The 18,291-nt window shown below is 68.4% G+C and carries 18 protein-coding genes; 11 read left to right on the top strand and 7 right to left on the bottom strand.

Annotated elements, in window-relative coordinates:
* Positions 1–107: 107 nt before the first annotated feature.
* The 4 genes from I71_RS03065 to I71_RS03050 form a co-directional block, all read right to left on the bottom strand.
* Positions 108–419: a DUF2892 domain-containing protein gene (locus I71_RS03065; RefSeq protein ID WP_042690368.1), complete on the bottom strand. Its 312-nt coding sequence runs from the start codon at positions 417–419 to the stop codon at positions 108–110.
* A 99-nt stretch (positions 420–518) separates the two neighbouring features.
* On the bottom strand, positions 519–2,780 hold the full coding sequence (locus I71_RS03060) for a hybrid sensor histidine kinase/response regulator (protein WP_049975897.1): 2,262 nt from the start codon (positions 2,778–2,780) through the stop codon (positions 519–521).
* A 159-nt stretch (positions 2,781–2,939) separates the two neighbouring features.
* Positions 2,940–3,821, bottom strand: a complete 882-nt coding sequence (locus I71_RS03055) for an EamA family transporter (RefSeq protein WP_042690364.1) — start codon at positions 3,819–3,821, stop codon at positions 2,940–2,942.
* Positions 3,822–3,922: 101 nt separating this feature from the next.
* Positions 3,923–4,579, bottom strand: coding sequence for a hypothetical protein (locus I71_RS03050; RefSeq protein WP_042690360.1), 657 nt, complete (start codon positions 4,577–4,579; stop codon positions 3,923–3,925).
* Between the two features lie 136 nt (positions 4,580–4,715).
* Between I71_RS03050 and dnaE the strand changes: the two genes are divergently transcribed.
* The 3 genes from dnaE to I71_RS03035 are packed head-to-tail and all read left to right on the top strand — an operon-like array spanning position 4,716 to position 10,056.
* A complete protein-coding gene (dnaE, locus tag I71_RS03045; RefSeq protein WP_042690356.1) occupies positions 4,716–8,207 on the top strand; it encodes a DNA polymerase III subunit alpha in 3,492 nt (1,163 codons plus the stop codon).
* A complete protein-coding gene (locus tag I71_RS03040) occupies positions 8,204–9,103 on the top strand; it encodes a hypothetical protein (RefSeq protein ID WP_049975896.1) in 900 nt (299 codons plus the stop codon). Before dnaE ends, I71_RS03040 begins: the two co-directional genes overlap by 4 nt.
* Entirely contained in the window at positions 9,100–10,056 is a 957-nt protein-coding gene (locus I71_RS03035) for a DUF1624 domain-containing protein (protein ID WP_042690351.1), read from the top strand. Before I71_RS03040 ends, I71_RS03035 begins: the two co-directional genes overlap by 4 nt.
* A 65-nt stretch (positions 10,057–10,121) precedes the next feature.
* Here the strand turns inward: I71_RS03035 and I71_RS03030 are convergent, their stop codons facing one another.
* Positions 10,122–10,574 carry a MarR family winged helix-turn-helix transcriptional regulator gene (locus I71_RS03030; protein ID WP_042690412.1) on the bottom strand — a complete coding sequence of 151 codons (453 nt, stop codon included), beginning with the start codon at positions 10,572–10,574 and terminating at the stop codon, positions 10,122–10,124.
* 464 nt (positions 10,575–11,038) lie between these two features.
* Here I71_RS03030 and rimO point away from each other — a divergent pair, with 464 nt between their 5' ends.
* The 5 genes from rimO to I71_RS03005 all read left to right on the top strand — a co-directional run bounded on the left by rimO (position 11,039) and on the right by I71_RS03005 (position 13,953).
* Positions 11,039–12,358 carry a 30S ribosomal protein S12 methylthiotransferase RimO gene (gene rimO / locus I71_RS03025; RefSeq protein WP_042690409.1) on the top strand — a complete coding sequence of 440 codons (1,320 nt, stop codon included), beginning with the start codon at positions 11,039–11,041 and terminating at the stop codon, positions 12,356–12,358.
* A gap of 22 nt (positions 12,359–12,380) precedes the next feature.
* The gene (locus I71_RS03020) at positions 12,381–12,728 is read left to right on the top strand and encodes an HNH endonuclease (protein ID WP_042690348.1); all 348 of its coding nucleotides are present in this window, start codon (positions 12,381–12,383) and stop codon (positions 12,726–12,728) included.
* 68 nt (positions 12,729–12,796) lie between these two features.
* The gene (locus tag I71_RS03015; RefSeq protein ID WP_042690344.1) at positions 12,797–12,976 is read left to right on the top strand and encodes a hypothetical protein; all 180 of its coding nucleotides are present in this window, start codon (positions 12,797–12,799) and stop codon (positions 12,974–12,976) included.
* Positions 12,977–13,110: 134 nt separating this feature from the next.
* Positions 13,111–13,362, top strand: a complete 252-nt coding sequence (locus tag I71_RS03010) for a hypothetical protein (RefSeq protein WP_042690341.1) — start codon at positions 13,111–13,113, stop codon at positions 13,360–13,362.
* A gap of 165 nt (positions 13,363–13,527) precedes the next feature.
* The gene (locus tag I71_RS03005) at positions 13,528–13,953 is read left to right on the top strand and encodes an OsmC family protein (RefSeq protein WP_042690338.1); all 426 of its coding nucleotides are present in this window, start codon (positions 13,528–13,530) and stop codon (positions 13,951–13,953) included.
* A gap of 234 nt (positions 13,954–14,187) precedes the next feature.
* On the opposite strand, the gene I71_RS39405 is transcribed toward I71_RS03005, so the two are convergent.
* Positions 14,188–14,595 (bottom strand): hypothetical protein, encoded by a 408-nt coding sequence (locus I71_RS39405; protein ID WP_049975894.1) that lies wholly within the window; start codon positions 14,593–14,595, stop codon positions 14,188–14,190.
* A gap of 2 nt (positions 14,596–14,597) precedes the next feature.
* Between I71_RS39405 and I71_RS03000 the strand changes: the two genes are divergently transcribed.
* The 3 genes from I71_RS03000 to I71_RS39400 are packed head-to-tail and all read left to right on the top strand — an operon-like array spanning position 14,598 to position 17,788.
* Complete coding sequence (locus I71_RS03000) at positions 14,598–15,413, top strand: ABC transporter substrate-binding protein (RefSeq protein WP_049975893.1); 816 nt, start codon at positions 14,598–14,600, stop codon at positions 15,411–15,413.
* Between the two features lie 7 nt (positions 15,414–15,420).
* Entirely contained in the window at positions 15,421–17,376 is a 1,956-nt protein-coding gene (locus tag I71_RS02995) for a HAMP domain-containing sensor histidine kinase (protein WP_049975892.1), read from the top strand.
* Positions 17,318–17,788 carry a response regulator gene (locus I71_RS39400; RefSeq protein ID WP_049975891.1) on the top strand — a complete coding sequence of 157 codons (471 nt, stop codon included), beginning with the start codon at positions 17,318–17,320 and terminating at the stop codon, positions 17,786–17,788. The genes I71_RS02995 and I71_RS39400 overlap by 59 nt, the downstream gene beginning before the upstream one ends.
* Before the next feature lie 22 nt (positions 17,789–17,810).
* On the opposite strand, the gene I71_RS38700 is transcribed toward I71_RS39400, so the two are convergent.
* Entirely contained in the window at positions 17,811–18,056 is a 246-nt protein-coding gene (locus tag I71_RS38700) for a hypothetical protein (RefSeq protein ID WP_199902095.1), read from the bottom strand.
* Between the last annotated feature and the right edge of the window lie 235 nt (positions 18,057–18,291).

Raw genomic sequence — 18,291 nt, 5'->3', positions numbered from 1 at the left:
CCGTCGCTGGTCCGCTCAACCATTCACCATCAGGGTTAATGGCATCGCGCCTTCTCATGAATGGATTGCGGCAGCCGATGAACGGATGGATGATGGCGCGCTGCGGATCAGTAGGTTTCCGCCATCCGGGAATGGTCGACGGCCTGCGACTCGCCATAGGAACCGCCATGGTCCAGCCGATCCTGGCGGACGCCGGCCAGACGCTCCTTGACCGGACAATGGCCGCTCATGCCGCGGGCGACCAGGGCGGCGCCGACCAGCCCCATGATGGCGCCTGGAAGGCTGGCGCCCTTGCGCAGACCGCCGGCCGCAACGGCAAGCCCGAGGCCGGTCGAGACGATGCGCTCGCCCATGCCCAGGTTGGTGTGGCCTTCAAAGACGCTGTCATAGGCGTTGCGGATCGTGGATTGGGCGTTCATGGCTGCTCCGGATGTTGCAATGGACTGGGATCGTCCTTCCAACGCTGCGATACCGGCCCAAGTTCCCTTGACGGGTTCCTGTGGCGGGTTCCCTTGCGGTCAGTTTTCCACCGACGCCATGTCGCGGATGGAGCGGACCAGCCGCGACGGTTCGACCGGCTTGGACAGCACGGTCAGCGCAACGTCCTGCGCCGCAGCCGTCGAGGTGAGATCCTCGGCATAGCCGGTAACCATCAGGATCGGCGTCCCGTCCTGCCGGGCGCGCAGGAGGCGGGCCATGTCGAGTCCGGTCATCCCCGGCATCATATGGTCGGTGACGATCACGTCCGGCCGGTAGCCGTCATCGAGCAGGGCCAGCGCCGCCGCCGCGTCGGCCGCCTCGCGGACCGAGAAGCCGGCCTGCGCCAGATAGCCGGCGGTGGCCGCGCGCACCAGCTCCTCGTCATCGACCAGCAGGACGGCGCAGCCGGATCCCATCCCGCCGGCCGCCGTCCCCTCCCTTCCCTTCGGCCGCGGCGGAGAGGGCGGCGGAGAAGGCGGCGGAGTGGACTGGGCGGCCGGCGCATCCGCCGCCTGACGGGCGCGCGGCAGATAGAGCGTCACCGTGGTGCCGAGGCCCAGCCGGCTGTCCAGTTCCACCCCGCCGCCCGACTGGGTCGCCAGCCCATGCACCATGCTGAGGCCGAGACCGGTGCCGCGCCCGACCTCCTTGGTGGTGAAGAAGGGCTCGAAGGCGCGGGCGGCCACATCGGCCGCCATGCCGGTGCCGGTGTCGCGCACCCGCAGAACCACATAGTCGCCGGGTTCCAGCCCCTCCACCTGCACCGGCAGCGGGCTTGTGCCAGCCATCTGGTTTCCCACGGTCCGGTTGCCGGCCAGGATCCACAGCGTGCCGCCGCCGGGCATGGCGTCGCGGGCATTCAGCGCCAGGTTCAGCACGGCCATTTCCAGCTGGGTCGGGTCGATCATCGCCGGCCACAGGCCGGGCGACACCTCCGTCTCGATCCGCACCGACTGGCCCAGCGTGCGTCCGAGAAGGCGGCTGATGCGCTCCACCAGCGTCGCGACATCGACAGGAACCGGACGAAGCTGCTGCCGGCGTGAAAAGGCCAGCAGATGCTGGGTCAGCGTCGCTCCCCGCTCCACCGCCTGCAGGGCCAGCCGCGCCGGACCGGAGATACGCTCGTCGTCGCTGCGGCTGTCGATGACGTGGAGGTTGATGCCGATGGCCTGGAGCAGGTTGTTGAAGTCATGGGCGACGCCGCCGGTCAGCTGGCCGATCGCCTCCATCTTCTGGCTCTGGCGCAGCGCCTGTTCGGCCTGCTCCCGCCCCTCCACAGCCTGCCGGGCAGCATCCATCGCCCGGGTCGCCGCCTCGTAGGCGCTGAACTGCCGGGCCAGCGCCCACAGCGACAGCAGCAGCGCGGCGATGCCGACGGTGCCTGCGGCTCCAACGGTCCAGGCCTGGATGCGCCAGTCGTTCAACACCGCGTCCAGCTTGCGCGTCACATTGACGACCAGCGGATAGTCGGCCAGCGCCCGCGTCGCCACCAGACGGACGCCGTCGTTCAGCCCGCCGGCGGAGAGGAAGACGCCCGACCTCGCGCGCTCCAGCACCTTCAGGAACTGCCGCTGGCCCAGCGGCCGGCCGATGTCCGGCAGCCCCGGATGGCGGGCCAGCAGGATGCCGTCCCGCCGCCACAGGCTGATGCTGCCGTCGCCGTCGGGTTGCAGCGACTTGTAAATCCTCTGGAAATAGCTCAGTTCGATGGCGCCCAGCACCAGACCGACGAAGCTGCCGTCCTGCCCGCTGATCCGGCGGGCCAGATAGACGGTCCAGCTGCCGTTGCCGCGATTCTGCACCGGCTCGCTGATGAAGGGGTCCGCCGTGTCGTGGTCGCGCAGGTAGGCGAAGTAATCCCGGTCGGACACATTGACCGGCGGGATCGGGTAATAGCGCGAGAAGTTGATCAGGTGTCCGTCGGCCGCGATCATCGTCACCGCGTCCAGCTGCGGCAGGCCGGTGATCCGCGCCCGCAGCATCTGGTAGGTGTCGCGCCCGCCCATCCGGCGGACATACTCCTCGGGCGTGTCGATTCCGTCCGACTTCAGCTGATCGATGATGGTGGTCAGCACCAGATCGACGCTCTGCGTCGCGCTGGCGGTCTGCTCCGCCAGCGACAGGTTCAGGGTGGACAGCTCGCGCTCCGCCCCTTCCAGTTCGCGCTCGCGCATGCTGTCGATGTAATGGAGCGTCGCCGCCAGCAGCACGGCGACCGACAGCCCGCCGATCAGCAACAGGACGCGCAAGGGCCGGCTGGCGCGCAGATTCGCCAGCCAATGCCGGCCCGGCGGCAGCATGCCGCCAGCAGGGCCACCGGCCGGCTGCGCGGTCCTTTCGGGAGAGATCAAAGCCAGCCTATGGTTTAGTGACGCAACAATCGACCGGCATGATCCGAGCGTCATAGCGCCGCGTCAAGCTTGTCAAGGTTAATAGGACCTTGCCAAGCGCAGGGGAGATCAGGCCTGCGCCCGCACCCGCGCCGGCAGTTTCAGCACCGACAGGGCAAGCCCGGCGAACACCAGCAGCCCGCCGGCCAGCTTCGCCGCGGTGAAGGTCTCGCCCAGCAGCAAGGCGCTGGAACTCATCCCGAAAATGGGGACGAGCAGCGAGAAGGGGGCGACGAGGCTCGCCGGGTAATGCCGCATCAGGAAGCCCCAGGCGGCAAAGCCGAACAGCGTGGCCGCCGCCGCGATGTAGATCAGCGAGCCGACTCCGACCAGCGTCAGGGTGGTGAAGGCATGGAGGATGCGGTCCGGTCCCTCCAGCGCCAGCGACAGGGCCAGCAGGGGCAGCGGCGGGATCAGGCTGACCCAGACCATCAGGCTGAACAGGTCGGGCGCCTTGGCCTGCTTCATCAGGATGTTCGACACGCCCCAGGCCGCCGCCGCCGCCATCGTCAGGCCGAGGCCGAGCAGCGAATCGCCGGCCGGCATCTCCAGCGCGATCAGCCCGACGCCGGCAAAGGCGACGGCCATGCCGCCGAGCTGCCGCGGCCCCGGCCGGTCGCCCAGCGCGAAGGCGGCGAAGATGGCGGTGAAGAAGGCCTGCGCCTGCAGCACCAGCGAGGCCAGCCCCGCCGGCATGCCGACATCGATGCCGAGGAACAGCAGCGGGAACTTCACCACGCCCAGCATCACGCCGATGCCGATCACGAAGCGCCAGGGAACCGGCGGCCCCTTGCCCCAGCCCAGCACCACCACCGGCAGCGCCGCCAGCGCGAAGCGCAGGCAGGAGAAGAGCAGCGGCGGGAAATCGCGCAATCCGACCTTGATCGCGACGAAATTGAAACCCCAGACGGCGGCGACCGCCACGGCAAGCAGGATGTGGGAAGCGCGCATGGTCGGAAGGCTAGACGGGCGCCGCCGGGCCGGTCAATCGGCGCCGGGGCGCGCCGGCCGCGTGGCTGATCTGCGCCCCGCCATCGCGGGCGGAGGCGGTCTCACGACTCCGCATGCAGGATCCGGCATTCGTCCGAGGCGTTGATCGCCCAGGACGATCCCGACAGCAGCATCGTGCCGATATCCCCCAGGCCGCTGCTGCGGAAGCTGACGCGGTGGGCACGGGCCAGCGGTTCCATCTCCTCCAGGAAGCTCTTGGTCGGCACGGCGACATAGAGGCTGCCGTTGGGAAGACCGCGGGCGCTCAAAGACAGGCGCGGTCCCAGATCCGCCGTGACGGTCAGGTCATAGCGCTCGCCGGGAACAACCGCCGCCCCGCTGTCCGACGGGGTGAAGCTTGACAGGATGAAGCCCGATTCGGCCGCGGCGGTGCGGAAGGTCAGGCGCGGGGCGGCGTTCTGGCCGACCGGGATGCCGCGCTCCGCAACGCAGAAGGGTTTGCCACCGGGGGGAGTGTGGATGGTGACGGTCCAGCCCTTGCCGGAGCTGAAGGGTTTGGAGGGCCCGTCCGGCAGCCCGGCCGCGGGTGGGGCCGCTGCCGGCGGCGGCTGCACTGTCTCGCAGGCGGACAGCGCCAGCGCCAAACCGGTCAGCAGGGCCCCGGTCAGCAGGGCCGAAGGCGTCGCCGCCCGGACGGAACGGCGGCCCCGCAGGACCGGCCGCAGTCGGGCGACGGGTGCAAGGTGCTGCCGATCCATCGCGGCGTCCTCCCCATCCCTGAACGTGATGCGGCGACTTCCATACCACGTTCGCATGCCCCCGCGCGACCGTCGCGGGAACGGTTCCGGCTGTGCTAGAACCAGGGGCCCTGCAGCAAGCAAGCCCCCGGTTGCCATGCCCCACGCCGACTTCATCCATCTGCGCGTCCATTCCGCCTATTCGCTGTCGGAAGGTGCGATCAAGGTGAAGGAGCTGGTCAAGCTCTGCCTGAAACAGCAGATGCCGGCCGTCGCGGTCACCGACACCGGCAACCTGTTCGGCGCGCTGGAATTCGCGTTGGCGGCATCGGACGCCGGCGTGCAGCCGATCATCGGCACCGTGCTGGGCATCACCCGCGTCGGCCCCGCCCAGACGAAACCGGGCCTGCCCGGCAAGGCGGCGGCCATCCCCGACCAGCTCGTCCTGCTCTGCCAGAACGAGGAGGGCTACCGCAACCTGACCGCGCTGGTGTCCAAGGCCTTCCTGGAGTCGGACCCGCTGGCCGGCCCGCAGGTGACGCTCGACGCGCTGGAGGGACGCTCCGCCGGGCTGATCGCGCTGACCGGCGGCCCCGGCGGTTCGGTCGGCCGGCTGCTGCACGAGGGACAGAAGGATCTGGCGCTCGACGTTCTGGAACGGCTGAAACGCCTGTTCCCCGGCCGTCTCTATGTCGAACTGCAGCGCCACGAGGGTGGGCGCGGCCAGTTCGCCGCGGTGGAGAACGCCGTCGAGCCGGCACTGATCGACGTTGCCTATGCCCACGGCCTGCCTCTGGTCGCCACCAACGACTGCTATTTCGCCACCGAGGACATGTACGAGGCGCATGACGCGCTGCTCTGCATCGCCGAGGGCGCCTATCTCAGCCAGGAGGACCGCCGCCACCTGACCCCCGACCACCGCTTCAAGTCGGCCGACGAGATGCGGCGGCTGTTCGCCGATCTGCCGGAAGCGGTGGACAATACGGTCGCCATCGCCCGGCGCTGCTCCTTCCTGCTGAAGCCGATCAAGCCGATCCTGCCGCCCTTCGCCTGCGAAGGCGGCCGCACCGAGGATGACGAGCTGCGCGCCCAGTCGCGCGCCGGCCTGGAGATGCGGCTGGAGAAGGTCGTCTTCACGCCCGACATGACGCCGGAACAGCGCGAGGAGACCCGCAAAGCCTATTTCGAGCGGCTGGAGTTCGAGCTGGACGTCATCGTCAAGATGAAGTTCCCCGGCTATTTCCTGATCGTGTCGGACTTCATCAAATGGGCGAAGAACCAGGACATTCCCGTCGGTCCGGGCCGCGGTTCGGGCGCCGGCTCGGTCGTCGCCTGGGCGCTGACCATCACCGACCTCGACCCGCTGCGCTTCGGCCTGCTGTTCGAGCGCTTCCTGAACCCCGAGCGCGTGTCGATGCCCGACTTCGACATCGACTTCTGCCAGGACCGCCGCGAGGAGGTCATCCGCTACGTCCAGAAGAAATACGGCTACGACCGCGTCGCCCAGATCATCACCTTCGGTAAACTGCAGGCGCGCGCCGTGCTGCGCGACGTCGGCCGCGTGCTGCAGATGCCCTACGGGCAGGTCGACAAGATCTGCAAGATGGTGCCGAACAACCCGGCCAACCCGGTGACGCTCCAGCAGGCGCTGGACAGCGAGGAGATGCTGCGGCAGGCGCGCGACGGCGACGACACCGTCCGCCACCTGATCGACATCGCGCTGAAGCTGGAGGGTCTCTACCGCCACGCCTCGACCCATGCCGCCGGCGTGGTGATCGGCGACCGGCCCCTGCAGGAGCTGGTGCCGCTCTACCGCGACCCGCGCTCGGACATGCCGGTCACCCAGTTCAACATGAAGTATGTCGAGCAGGCCGGTCTGGTGAAGTTCGACTTCCTGGGACTGAAGACGCTGACCGTGCTGAAGACGGCGGTCGACCTGATCCCCGAGAAGCCGGACCTGACCACCGTCCCGCTGGACGACGAGAAGAGCTACCAGCTGCTCAGCCGCGCCGAGGCGACCGGCGTGTTCCAGTTGGAAAGCTCGGGCATGCGCGACGTGCTGCGCCGGCTGAAGCCGAACCGGCTGGAGGACATCATCGCGCTGGTGTCGCTCTACCGTCCCGGCCCGATGGACAACATCCCGAAATATATCCGGGTGAAGAACGGCGAGGAAAAAGCCGACTACATGCATGACAGCCTGGAAGGCATCCTGAAGGAGACCTTCGGGATCATGATCTACCAGGAACAGGTCATGCAGATCGCCCAGGTGCTGTCCGGCTATTCGCTGGGCGGCGCCGATCTTCTGCGCCGCGCCATGGGCAAGAAGATCAAGGAGGAGATGGACAACCAGCGCAAGATCTTCTGCGACGGTGCCGAGGCCCGCGGCGTCAAGGCCGATCTGGCCAGCATGATCTTCGATCAGGTGATGAAGTTCGCCGGCTACGGCTTCAACAAGAGCCACGCCGCCGCCTATGCCCTGGTCGCCTACCACACGGCGTATCTGAAGGCGAACCATCCGGTGGAGTTCATGGCGGCGTCGATGACGCTCGACCTCGGCAACACCGACAAGCTGAACGTCTTCCGCCAGGAGCTGGCGCGGCTGCGCATCAAACTGCTGACGCCCGACATCAACAAATCCGACTCGATCTTCGGGGTGGAGCAGCTGGCCGACGGGACCAAGGCGGTGCGCTATGCGCTGGCCGCCGTCAAGGGCGTCGGCCAGCCCGCCATGCGGGCGGTGGTGGAGGAGCGGCGGAAGAACGGCCCGTTCAAGAGCCTGTTCGACTTCGCCCGCCGGCTCGACCTGAAGACCATCAACAAGCGCCAGCTTGAGAATCTCGCCTGCGCCGGCGCCTTCGACGGGCTGAACCCCAACCGCGCCCAGGTCCATGCCGCGCTGGAGACCATCATCCGCTACGCCCAGGCGGAGGCGGCGGAGCGCGACAGCGGCATCGGCAACCTCTTTGGCGGCGGGGGCGGCGGCCTGCCGGAACCGGAGCTGCCCAAGGTCAAGGACTGGGAACCGCTGGAGAAGCTGAAGCACGAGTTCGGCGCCATCGGCTTCTACCTGTCGGCCCACCCGCTGGACGCCTATTCCGGCCCGCTCGGCCGCATGAAGGTGGTGCGTTCGGCCGAACTCCAGACCGCCATCGCCAAGGGCGGCTCCACCCGCTACAAGATGGCGGGCATCGTCGTGTCGAAGAAGGAGAAGACCGCCAAGTCCGGCAACCGCTTCGCCTTCGTCGAGCTGTCGGACGCCACCGGCGGCTACGAGGTGACGCTGTTCTCCGAGGTGCTGGCCGTCAACCGCGACCTGCTGGAACCCGGCCGGCCGGTGCTGATGACGGTGGACGCCCAGCTGAACGGCGAAGAGGTCCGGCTCACCTGCCAGGAGATCAAGCCGCTGGAAGAGGCCGTCGCCTCGGTCAGCGCCGGCCTGCGCGTCGTCCTGCGCGACCCCGGCCCGATCGAGCATCTGCGCGCCACGCTGGACCGGCTGTCGCGCGGCAAGAGCCGCATCAACGTGCTGGTCGAGGTCGATCCGCTGAAGGAGATCGAGATCGAGCTGCCCGGCAGCTACACCATCACCGCCCAGAGCCGCTCCGCCCTGAAGGCGGTGCCGGGCGTGGTGGAGGTGGCCGAGCTGTGATCTCATCGGCGGCGCCCGTCTTCGGCCGCTTCATCGCCATCGACTGGTCCGGCTCAGTCAGCAAGGGCTATGCCGGCATTGCTGTTGCGGAATGCGCCGCAGGCGACGCCGCCCCCCGGCTGGTGAAAAGTCCTGGCAAGCGATGGTCACGGACGGCGGTGTTCGACTGGCTGCGCGGCGAACTGGCATGTGGGCCGACCCTGGTTGGCATCGACTGCGCCTTTTCCCTACCCTTTACCGTAGCGGCGCTCGGCTTTCCCGGCCGGCAGGCCAGCGTCTTCGACCTATGGGACGCAGTGGAGGAGGTCTGTGCAACGGAGTCCGACTTCGGAGGACGATCGTTCCTGAACCATCCGCTGCACGGAGCAGGATTCTGGCATGGCGGGCCGCAGCCGGACTGGTACCAGGACCCGCACCGCGCCACCGAATGGGCCTGTCGCGCCGACGGGCTGGGCCACCCGCAAAGCCCCTACAAGCTGATCGGGCCAAAGCAGGTCGGAAAGGCGGGACTCGCCGGCATGCGGGTGCTGCGCGCCCTGCGTGCCGCCCTGCCCGGCCGGCTGGCGGTCTGGCCTTTCGAGGACCCGGCGCCGGGGCAAAGCGTGATGGTGGAGATCTACCCGCGCCTGTTCCTGCAGCATACCGGCTTCGGCCAGCGCAAGATCCGGGACGGCGGCGAGATGGATGAGGCGCTGCGCCGGTTGGGCTCGCATCCGCTGGAGCGGGCCGGTATGGTCAGCGACCATGACAGCGACGCGCTGGTGTCGGCCGCCGGCCTGCGCTGGCTGGCCGCTACGCCGCAGACCTGGGTACGGGCCTGGGCGCCACCGGGATTGGACGACACCGCGCGGCGGCAGGAAGGCTGGATTTTCGGGGTGGGGATGACCGGATCATGACCGCAATCGGCGTTACGACGGCACAGGAGCCTGTGCAGGGCACGCGCCGCCCGGCGATCGACGTGGCGCGCGGGCTGGCGCTGGTCGCGATGGCCGCCTATCACGGCAGCTGGGATGCGACCTATTTCGGCCTCGCCCACTTCGACCTGCTGAACGACCCGCTGTGGCTGGCCGCCCGCACCGCGATCCTGTCGAGCTTCCTGCTGCTGGCCGGCATCGGTCTGGTGCTGGCGACCCGCGACGGGTTCGACCGCGACCGCTTCCTGCGCCGGCTGGGGCGGGTGGCGGCCGGCGCCGCGCTGGTGTCCGCGGCCTCCTATGCCCTGTTCCCCAGCAGTCCGATCTTCTTCGGCGTGCTGCACCACATCGCGGTGGCGAGCGTCATCGGCCTCGCCTTCGTCCGCCTGCCGGCGGTCCTGACGCTGGCGGTTGCGGGAGCGGCGGTGCTGGCGGGGACGACCCAAACCGTCCCGCTGTTCGACAGCCCCTGGCTGCGCTGGATCGGGCTGACCACGGTGCCGCCGGACTCCAACGATTTCGTCCCGCTGCTGCCCTGGATCGGCGGCGTGCTCGCCGGGATCGGGCTGGGCCGGCTGTGGCCGGGGCTGGGCGCGGGGGTGGCGGTCACCGGCAGCGCCGGGCGCGTCCTCGCCCTGGCCGGGCGGCACAGCCTCGCCGTCTATCTGCTGCACCAGCCGCTGCTGTTCGGGATCGTCTGGGCGACGGTGCAGCTGATGCCGGGGGAACCGGCTGCGGTCCGCGATTTCAAGGCGGCCTGCGTGGCGAGCTGCGAAAGCGCCGGAGTGTCCAGCGCGACCTGCACTGCCAATTGCGGCTGCGTGCAGTCCGAACTGGTGCGCACCGGCATGTGGGAGGGGATCGTCGCCAACCGGCTCGGCGAGCGCGAGCGAAGCGGGCTGGCGGCAGCAGCAACGGCCTGCCAGAAGCCATGATGGCGGTGGCCGGCCTAAACCTGAACCACCCGGACCAGCCCCCCGGACCCGATGCGACCTGCCGGTCAGACCGATTGCCGCTTGTCCAGCAGGCCGCGGAGCAGGCTGGTCAGCGTTTCGGCCAGCTTGTACTGCTCGTCGCCCGGCAGGGCGGCGATGACTCCGGCGAAGTCGTTCAGCGGATCGTGGCGCAGCAGTTCCAGCGCCTTCGGCGTCGGATGAAGCTGGGTGACGCGGCGATCCTCCGGAACCGGCACGCGGACCAGCAGGTCCTTTCCCACCAGCACCTCGACCATCTGCGAGGCGGCCCCGCGGGTGGTGGCGTGGAAATCGGCGAAGGCCGACACGGTGCGCTGGCTGTTGTTGGCGCCGGCAAAATAACGGAGCGCCGTCCACTGCGACGGCTTCAGCCCATGGGTATAGCCAAGGCTGTCGGCGATATGGGCGATCTGCAGCATCACGTCGGCAATGGCCTGCGGCGACGCGACGCCGGTATGGTTGGGTTCGACGACGTCCATGGCGGCTCCGATGGACCCGGCTCCGATCGTGGTCCGATCCAGCGCCCCATTGGTCCGCACCGACATCCGGCCCGCAGCAACGCCGCGCATTTTTGCGAAGTCCATTTTTTCCACTCTATAAAGTATAGTGGCTATACGATGGGCGCGTGAAAAAGCTGTCGGCTATCGTCTCAAAGCGGCAGCCACGACGATCATTGGATCGTCACACAGAATAGCGTGCCCGGACAGAAAACGGAACCGCGTTGACTTCGTCTTTTTGCTGCAAATTGCCGCATTTCTTTATGACCCACAAGACGACCGAAAATTTCCACCCTTTCGGCAATCCCAGGCGGATCGGGCATATCGGCCATGCCGCTGCCCGTCTCCGCAATGTTTCACTGGCGCGGTCTTCGATTCGGCGGTATACGCGCGCGATGACCACATCCCCCGTTCCGAAGTCCGCATCGCCGGCCGCCGCCCAGACCATGGGCGCCCCGAAGGTCGGCATCGTCAGCCTCGGCTGCCCGAAGGCGCTCGTCGATTCAGAGCGCATCCTGACACGCCTGCGCGCAGAGGGGTACGAGATCTCCCCCAGCTATGACGGCGCGGACGTCGTGCTGGTCAACACCTGCGGCTTCCTCGACAGCGCCAAGAAGGAATCGCTGGACGCCATCGGCGAGGCGATCAAGGAAAACGGGCGGGTCATCGTCACCGGCTGCATGGGCGTGGAATCGGACATGATCCGGCAGATCCACCCCGACGTGCTCGCCGTCACCGGCCCGCACCAGTACGAGCAGGTGGTCAGCGCGGTGCATGACGCCGTGCCGCCGACGCACAACCCCTTCACCGATCTGGTGCCGCCGGAAGGGCTGCGGCTGACCCCGCGCCACTACGCCTATCTGAAGATTTCCGAGGGCTGCAACAACCGCTGCAGCTTCTGCATCATCCCCAGCCTGCGCGGCGATCTGGTCAGCCGGCCGATCCATTCGGTGCTGCGCGAGGCGGAGAAGCTGGCGGTCGCCGGCGTCAAAGAGCTGCTGGTCATTTCCCAGGACACCAGCGCCTACGGCGTCGATGTGAAGTACAAGACGGAGAAATGGTACGACCGCGAGGTCCGCACCCGCTTCTTCGACCTGTGCAACGAGCTGGCGAACTTCGACCTGTGGGTCCGCCTGCATTACGTCTACCCCTATCCGCATGTGGACGAGGTCATTCCGCTGATGGCGGAGGGGAAGATCCTCCCCTATCTCGACATCCCGTTCCAGCATGCCTCGCCCTCCGTCTTGAAGGCGATGCGCCGCCCGGCCGCCCAGGAAAAGCAGCTGGACCGCATCCGCAAATGGCGCGACGAGTGCCCGCATCTGGTGCTGCGCTCCACCTTCATCACCGGCTTCCCCGGCGAGACGGAGGAGGACTTCCAGTTCATGCTGGACTGGCTGAAGGAGGCCCAGCTCGACCGCGTCGGCTGCTTCAAGTACGAGCCGGTGGAAGGTGCGACCGCCAACGACCTGCCTGGCGCCGTCCCGGAGGAGGTCAAGCAGGAGCGTTGGGAGCGCTTCATGGAGACGCAGAAGGAGATCAGCGCCGAGCGGCTCCAGCAGAAGGTCGGCTACACGCTGGGCGTTCTGATCGACGAGGTCGACGAGGACGGTGCCATCGGCCGCTCCTATGCCGACGCGCCGGAGATCGACGGCAACGTCTTCCTGAATGGCGAGACCGGGTTGAAGCCCGGCGACATGGTCGACGTCACCATCGAGCATGCCGACGAGTATGATTTGTGGGGCAGCGTCGAACGCGACCTGTAATCATAGTCGAGTGGAGAGCGCCATGCCCGTCACGCCGGACGATGCCAGACTGATGGACGTCCAGCAGGGCGGGCGCTGCTTCTTCTGCGACGGGCCGATGGGGGAGAAGTCGACCTTCGACCACTTGATCCCCCAGGCCTATGGCGGGATCGACGATCCGGCCAATGTCGTGCTGGCACACCGCCGCTGCAACCAGCGCAAGGCCGACCGGCTGCCCACCCATGAGGAACTCGACCGCTTCTTCACGCTGCGCCGCTCCAGCCGGCTCGGCGTCTGGCCCCCCTTGCGGGCGCTGCGCGACACGGAGGAGGGGGCGGACGAGGACGAGCTTTGGATGGCGGTCGCTCAGGCGATTGCGCGGGAACGGTGAGGGTACCTGAAACCAAAGCGCCCCGATCCGGTTAATGGGGGACACCTTATATAAAGGGAGCCCCCCCGATGCCCGGCCAGCAGAACGACCAGCAGAACAAGCAACCCCATACAGAGCAGACCGTCCGCCACACCGACGGCGAGCAGAACACCGGCAACCATAAGAAGCCGGATGCCCCCGACGCCAAGGGTGCCGACCGCTTCGGCGGCACCCGTGCCGGCGCAGAGAATGTCGAGCCCAGAAAGTAGGCTGCTGGAATCCGGCCTTTTCGGGCTGGCATCGCACCGCCGGCCTGTGCGACATCCGGGGGAACGGCGCCCACAGGCTTCATGCCACAGGGCCACCCCCACTTCGCATCCGTGACCCGGCTTCAGTGACCAGAATGGCCCCCTCGATCTTCAAGCGCTACAAGCTGCACTTCACCCGCCCGCTGCCGGGCCTGCGCCCCGGACGGCCGGAGCGCGACGCGATGGTGGAGCGGGTGCGGCGGCTGGCCAGTGAAAATGGCATGGCCGGCGACCTCCACACCATCGCCCCCAACGCCGGCTTCGGGATCCTGGAGGTCCGCTGCACCGAGCGGCTGGCCCGCCGCCTGTCCGACCTGTCGGAGATCGAGACCGTCCAGGAGGCGTGAGACCGCCCGCCCCTGCGCCCAGGCGAACTGGGCGAACTGGGCGAACTGGGCGAACTGGGCGAAGGTGGTATGCGGCTGGCCGCAGCGCCACTCCGCCCTAGGTCAGGCTCGACCGGCCCCCCGACGGACCGGACCGACCATCACCTTCAAAGGGGAGACAGCATCATGGCGATGCGGCAATCGGACGCCGAATGGCGGGGCGACCTGAAATCGGGCAGCGGCAAGATGCGGCTGGGCAGCGGCGCCTTCGAAGGCAGCTACTCCTTCCCGTCGCGCTTCGAGAACGGCCAGGGCACCAATCCGGAGGAGCTGATCGCGGCGGCGCATGCCGGCTGCTTCTCCATGGCGCTGTCGGCCGGACTGAGCCAGGCCGGTCATGTTCCGACGCGCGTCCACACCACGGCCAAGGTGCATCTGGAAAAGGCCGGCGCCGGCTTCGCCATCAGCCGGATCGAGCTGGAGTGCGAGGCCGAAATCCCCGGCATCGACGAGTCCACCTTCCAGGAACAGGCGAAGAGCGCCAAGGCCAACTGCCCGGTGTCGAAGGCGCTGGCCGGCACAGAGATCAGCCTGACCGCCCGGCTGCTCTGATTTTCGACCGGCGGGAGGCGCCGTCCACCGTCGGGCGGCTCCTCCCGCGGCGGCATAAATATCTTCCTCGATAATGAACCGCCCGCCGACGACAGCGCGGCGGCGATTGGCCGTGTCCTTCACACGCTCCGCTCTGCCAAAGGGCAGATTGACCCCGCCGCTTCCGCCCACCCATAGTGCCGCGTCGCGTGTGCGGGAGCCCCCCTTCCGTCCGCCGAGCCAATCGAACGACGGTCAATGGTCATCGCAGCCCTTCGCCTTCTGCAACCGCTTCTGATTCTGCTTGCCGTCGCGCTTCCGCTTGGGGCGGCGTCGGCCACCGCTGCCGGCGGGCGGGATGGCGAGCCGACACGGGAACCGGTGGTGCTGGCGCTGGATGGGGAGTTCGGGCTGGCCAACAGCAGCTCGGCCGAAGCCATCGAGCGCGGCATCCTGACGGCCATCGACGACATCAACCGCCAGGGCGGCGTGCTGGGCGGCCGGCCGCTGGCGCTGATCACGCGCGAACACCGGTCGATCTCCGCCCGCGGCATCAAGAACATCCGGGAACTGGCCAGCATCCCCGACCTGATCGCCGTGTTCGGCGGCCGGTTCAGCCCCGTGGTGATCGAGGTAGCTGCCGGTGCTCGAAAAGACGCGCACGCGTGTTCCTCGCCCCCTGGTCGTCGGCGGACTCGATCGTCGACAACGGGATGGAGCCCAACTACATCTTCCGACTGTCGCTGCGCGACAGCCTGGCGATGCCGTTCCTGCTGAAGCAGGCCGCCGACCGTGGTCTGCCCCGCGTCGGTCTGCTGCTGACCAACACCGCCTGGGGCCGCTCCAACCTGGAGGCCGCCAACCGCTATCTCGCCGGCCGCAAGGTCCCGAGCCTCGCCGGCACCGCCTGGTACAACTGGCGCGACCGCTCCCTGATCGACAAGTACGACGTGCTGGCCCAGGCCGGCGCCCAGGCGATCCTGCTGGTCGCCAACGACGACGAGGCCGCCGTGCTGGTGCGCGAGGTGGCCGCCCTGCCGGCACAACGTCGGCTGCCGATCCTCAGCCATTGGGGGGTCACCGGCGGCAGTTTCGTCGGACAGGCCGGACCTGCCCTGCAGGAGGTCGATTTCACCGTGATCCAGACGGTCAGCCCCTTCCGGATCCCGCCGGACCGGCTGACCCCGATGCTGGAGACCGCCGGACGCCTGTTCGGCATCCGCCGGCCGGAGGACATCCCGTCGCCGGTCGGCTTCCTGCATGCCTACGACCTGACCCGCATCCTGGCGCTGGCCGTCGACCGCGCCGGCACCACCGACCGCGCCGCCGTGCGCGATGCGCTGGAGCAGGTCGGTCGCTATCGTGGCGTGACCCGCGACTTCGACCCCCCCTTCGCTCCCGGCCGGCATGAGGCGCTCGGCCCGGACGACCTGCTGATGGCCCGCTTCCGCGCCGACGGCGTGCTGGTCCCGGTGGATTGAAAAACAGATGACCGATCCCACTCCCACCGATCCGTCTGCTTACGGCACCGTCCCGCGCGCCGCCCAGCGGATGTTGACCTCCGGCCGGCTGGCCCGCCGCTTCGCGCTGGTGTCGCTGATGCTTGGCGTGCTGATCGCCATCCTGATCGGCGCCAGCCTCTATGTGGTGTCCAGCCGCCATCTGGCGCGCCAGCACCATGCCAATGTCGAGGCGAACGCCATCCTTGCCGCCCGCCAGACCGAAGGGCTGCTGAACACGCTGGTGACGACGGTGCGCGAACTGGCCGACAACAGCATGCTCGCCACCGGTCTGGTCGATTCCGCCGGCAAGGAAACCTACCTGATCCCCTTCCTGGGCAGCTTCAACCACATCGCCAGCGTGCCGGTGGCGCTGGTCTTCACCGATTTCGAAGGGGAGCCGATCGCCGACAACGGCCGCCATGCCGCCCCGCTCGCCATCGCACCCGCCGACATGGCGTGGCTGCGCGCCGCCATCGCCACCGGCAAGCCGGCCGCCCGGGTGGTGCAGCAGGGCGAAACGCAGTTCCTGCTGGCGGCGGAGATGATGATCTACTCCCGCACCCCGTCGCCGGAAGGGGCACTGCTCTACAAGGTGCCGCTCGACTCCCTGGTCCTGCATCCGGAGGCGGAGCTTCTCCATGCCGGCGGGCCGCCCCCGCCGGTGCCGCCGGACATGATGGCGGTGACGGTGCCGCTGACCGTGCCGCAACGGCTGGCGACGCTGGGATTGAGCCTGCGGCTGGAGGCGCCGGAAACGCCAGCCACGGCGCTGCTGTCCTGGATGCTGCCCGCCTATGGGATGGTGGGGCTGGCCGCCCTGCTGGCGATCTATGTCGGCAGCCGCGCCGTCGGCAACCACATGACCCGCTCCCTGCGCGAGCTGGAGCGGCTGGCCGGCGCCATCGCCACCGACGGCTTCACCGGGCAGCGTGCCCGGGTGCGCGGCAACGACGAGGTCTCCGCCCTGGCGCGCGGCTTCAACGCCATGCTGGATCACATCGCCGGCATCCAGCGCGAACGCGAGATGCGCGCGGCGGAGGAGATCACCATCCAGCGCACGCTGGCCGAACGCGCCGAACAGGCCCGCGCCGAGGCCGAGAGTGCCCGCAACGAAGCGGAACGCTCACGCCAGGAGGCGGTGATGGCGCTGATGGTGGCGGAGCGCGCCAACGCCGCCAAGACGCATTTCCTGGCGGCGGCCAGCCACGACCTGCGCCAGCCGGTGCAGTCGCTTGTCCTGCTGACCTCGGCGCTGGCGATCCGGCTGGGCGACCATCCCGCCGCGGCCCTGGTCGGCAGCATCGAGGCGTCGATGGACGCGCTGTGCCGTTTGCTCGACGCGATCCTCGACATCTCCAAGCTGGACGCCGGCACGGTGTCCCCCAATGTCCAGGCGGTGTCGCTCGGCACCATCTTCACCCGGCTGGAGGGCGAATACCGCCTGCGCGCCGCCGAGAAGGGCGTCGCCTTCCGCAGCGTTCCCACCGGCGTGACGCTGAACGCCGACGCCGCACTGCTGGAACGGATCATCCGCAATCTGGTGGAGAACGCCCTGCGCTACACCGACCATGGCCGCATCCTGCTGGGCTGCCGCCATGCCCGCGGGGTCCTGCGCATCCAGGTCTACGACACCGGCATCGGCATTCCGCCCGAACATCTGGAACGGATCTTCCACGAATTCTATCAGGTCTCCAACCCCACCCGCGACCGCGGCAAGGGGCTGGGACTGGGATTGGCCATCGTCGACCGGCTGGCTCGGTTGCTGGGCTATCGCGTGCAGGTCGCCTCCCGGCCCGAACAGGGGGTCGTGCTTCACGCTGGAGATCCCGATCCCCGCACTGACCGCCGTGGCGGCTCCGTCCGCGCCCGCACCGACCGAACAGGTGCCGGAGCCCGGACGCGGCACCGCCCTGGTCATCGACGACGACCCGCTGGTCCGTGAAGGGCTGACCTTGCTGATCGAGGATTTCGGCTGGCGGGCGACGCCGGCCGACAGCGCCGGCCATGCACTGCGCCTGCTGCGCGACCAGGACCGTCCCCCCGATCTGGTGATCGCCGATTACCGGCTGGAGGCCGGGGCCACCGGCCTGCAAGCCATCCAGGCGGTCGAGGCTGCCCTGCGCGACCGCGGTTTCGCGGTTCCGACCAGCGTCGTGCTGACCGGCGACACCGCGCCGGAACGCATCGCCGATGCCGAGGCCAGCGGCTATCGCATCCTGCACAAGCCGATCGCCGCCAAGGAGGTGGCGCAGCTGTTGAGCGATGCCCTGCTGGACCGGACGGGCAGCGAGGGCAGCCGGCAAACGGGACAGCAGGCGGGCGGGCGGCGCAACCCGGCCATTCTGCAAGGCTGATCGCGCCGGCCCGCCATTCGGGTTACCCGCGACCGACTTGTCCGGCGGCGTCCACCTGCAGGGCCAGCCGCTCAATGGCGCGCACCGCCAGTTCCTGACGCCCGCTGACCAATCCCGGCGTTTCCTGCCGCAAATGGGCGGCCGCCGCATCCTCCAGGACGCCCCGGGCCTCTTCCGCCGAGAGGAGGCCCTTTTCGACCATGGCGATCACCAGAGATTCACAAATCGAAAGAGCGGCCAGACCCGCCACCCCGTCCTCCGCCGTCATCCTCCCCCCCGCTCGCTGGATCATCGTTCCACTCGGCCATCCCATCGGGCCGGCTCATGTCGGAGCCATCTTGCCGATAAGCCCAATTGCATAGGGAACAACACTCCAGTCGGCTGCGCGTCACAGGCCGTTCGAGAAAAATATTCGGCCGATTAACCTATGTTGTGGCCGCCTTTGCCGAAAACCCTAAACGTTCGAGACCATGCGGAACCGGTTCAACGGCGCACCCGTTTAT

It is taken from the genome of Azospirillum sp. B506 (assembly GCF_000333595.1).
Lineage (GTDB): Bacteria > Pseudomonadota > Alphaproteobacteria > Azospirillales > Azospirillaceae > Azospirillum.
The sequence above is the reverse complement of the archived record's forward strand: the minus strand, read 5'-3'. Positions and strand labels throughout refer to the sequence as shown.

Excerpts from the sequence above, each read along its gene's own strand:
- I71_RS02995 (WP_049975892.1), top strand. The coding sequence starts at position 15,421 with ATGACCGATCCCACTCCCACCGATCCGTCTGCTTACGGCACCGTCCCG.
- rimO (WP_042690409.1), top strand. The coding sequence starts at position 11,039 with ATGGGCGCCCCGAAGGTCGGCATCGTCAGCCTCGGCTGCCCGAAGGCG.
- I71_RS03065 (WP_042690368.1), bottom strand. The coding sequence starts at position 419 with ATGAACGCCCAATCCACGATCCGCAACGCCTATGACAGCGTCTTTGAA.
- I71_RS03030 (WP_042690412.1), bottom strand. The coding sequence starts at position 10,574 with ATGGACGTCGTCGAACCCAACCATACCGGCGTCGCGTCGCCGCAGGCC.
- I71_RS03060 (WP_049975897.1), bottom strand. The coding sequence starts at position 2,780 with ATGCTGCCGCCGGGCCGGCATTGGCTGGCGAATCTGCGCGCCAGCCGG.
- I71_RS03050 (WP_042690360.1), bottom strand. The coding sequence starts at position 4,579 with ATGGATCGGCAGCACCTTGCACCCGTCGCCCGACTGCGGCCGGTCCTG.
- I71_RS03035 (WP_042690351.1), top strand. The coding sequence starts at position 9,100 with ATGACCGCAATCGGCGTTACGACGGCACAGGAGCCTGTGCAGGGCACG.
- I71_RS03020 (WP_042690348.1), top strand. The coding sequence starts at position 12,381 with ATGCCCGTCACGCCGGACGATGCCAGACTGATGGACGTCCAGCAGGGC.
- dnaE (WP_042690356.1), top strand. The coding sequence starts at position 4,716 with ATGCCCCACGCCGACTTCATCCATCTGCGCGTCCATTCCGCCTATTCG.
- I71_RS38700 (WP_199902095.1), bottom strand. The coding sequence starts at position 18,056 with ATGACGGCGGAGGACGGGGTGGCGGGTCTGGCCGCTCTTTCGATTTGT.
- I71_RS03015 (WP_042690344.1), top strand. The coding sequence starts at position 12,797 with ATGCCCGGCCAGCAGAACGACCAGCAGAACAAGCAACCCCATACAGAG.
- I71_RS03010 (WP_042690341.1), top strand. The coding sequence starts at position 13,111 with ATGGCCCCCTCGATCTTCAAGCGCTACAAGCTGCACTTCACCCGCCCG.
- I71_RS03055 (WP_042690364.1), bottom strand. The coding sequence starts at position 3,821 with ATGCGCGCTTCCCACATCCTGCTTGCCGTGGCGGTCGCCGCCGTCTGG.
- I71_RS03005 (WP_042690338.1), top strand. The coding sequence starts at position 13,528 with ATGGCGATGCGGCAATCGGACGCCGAATGGCGGGGCGACCTGAAATCG.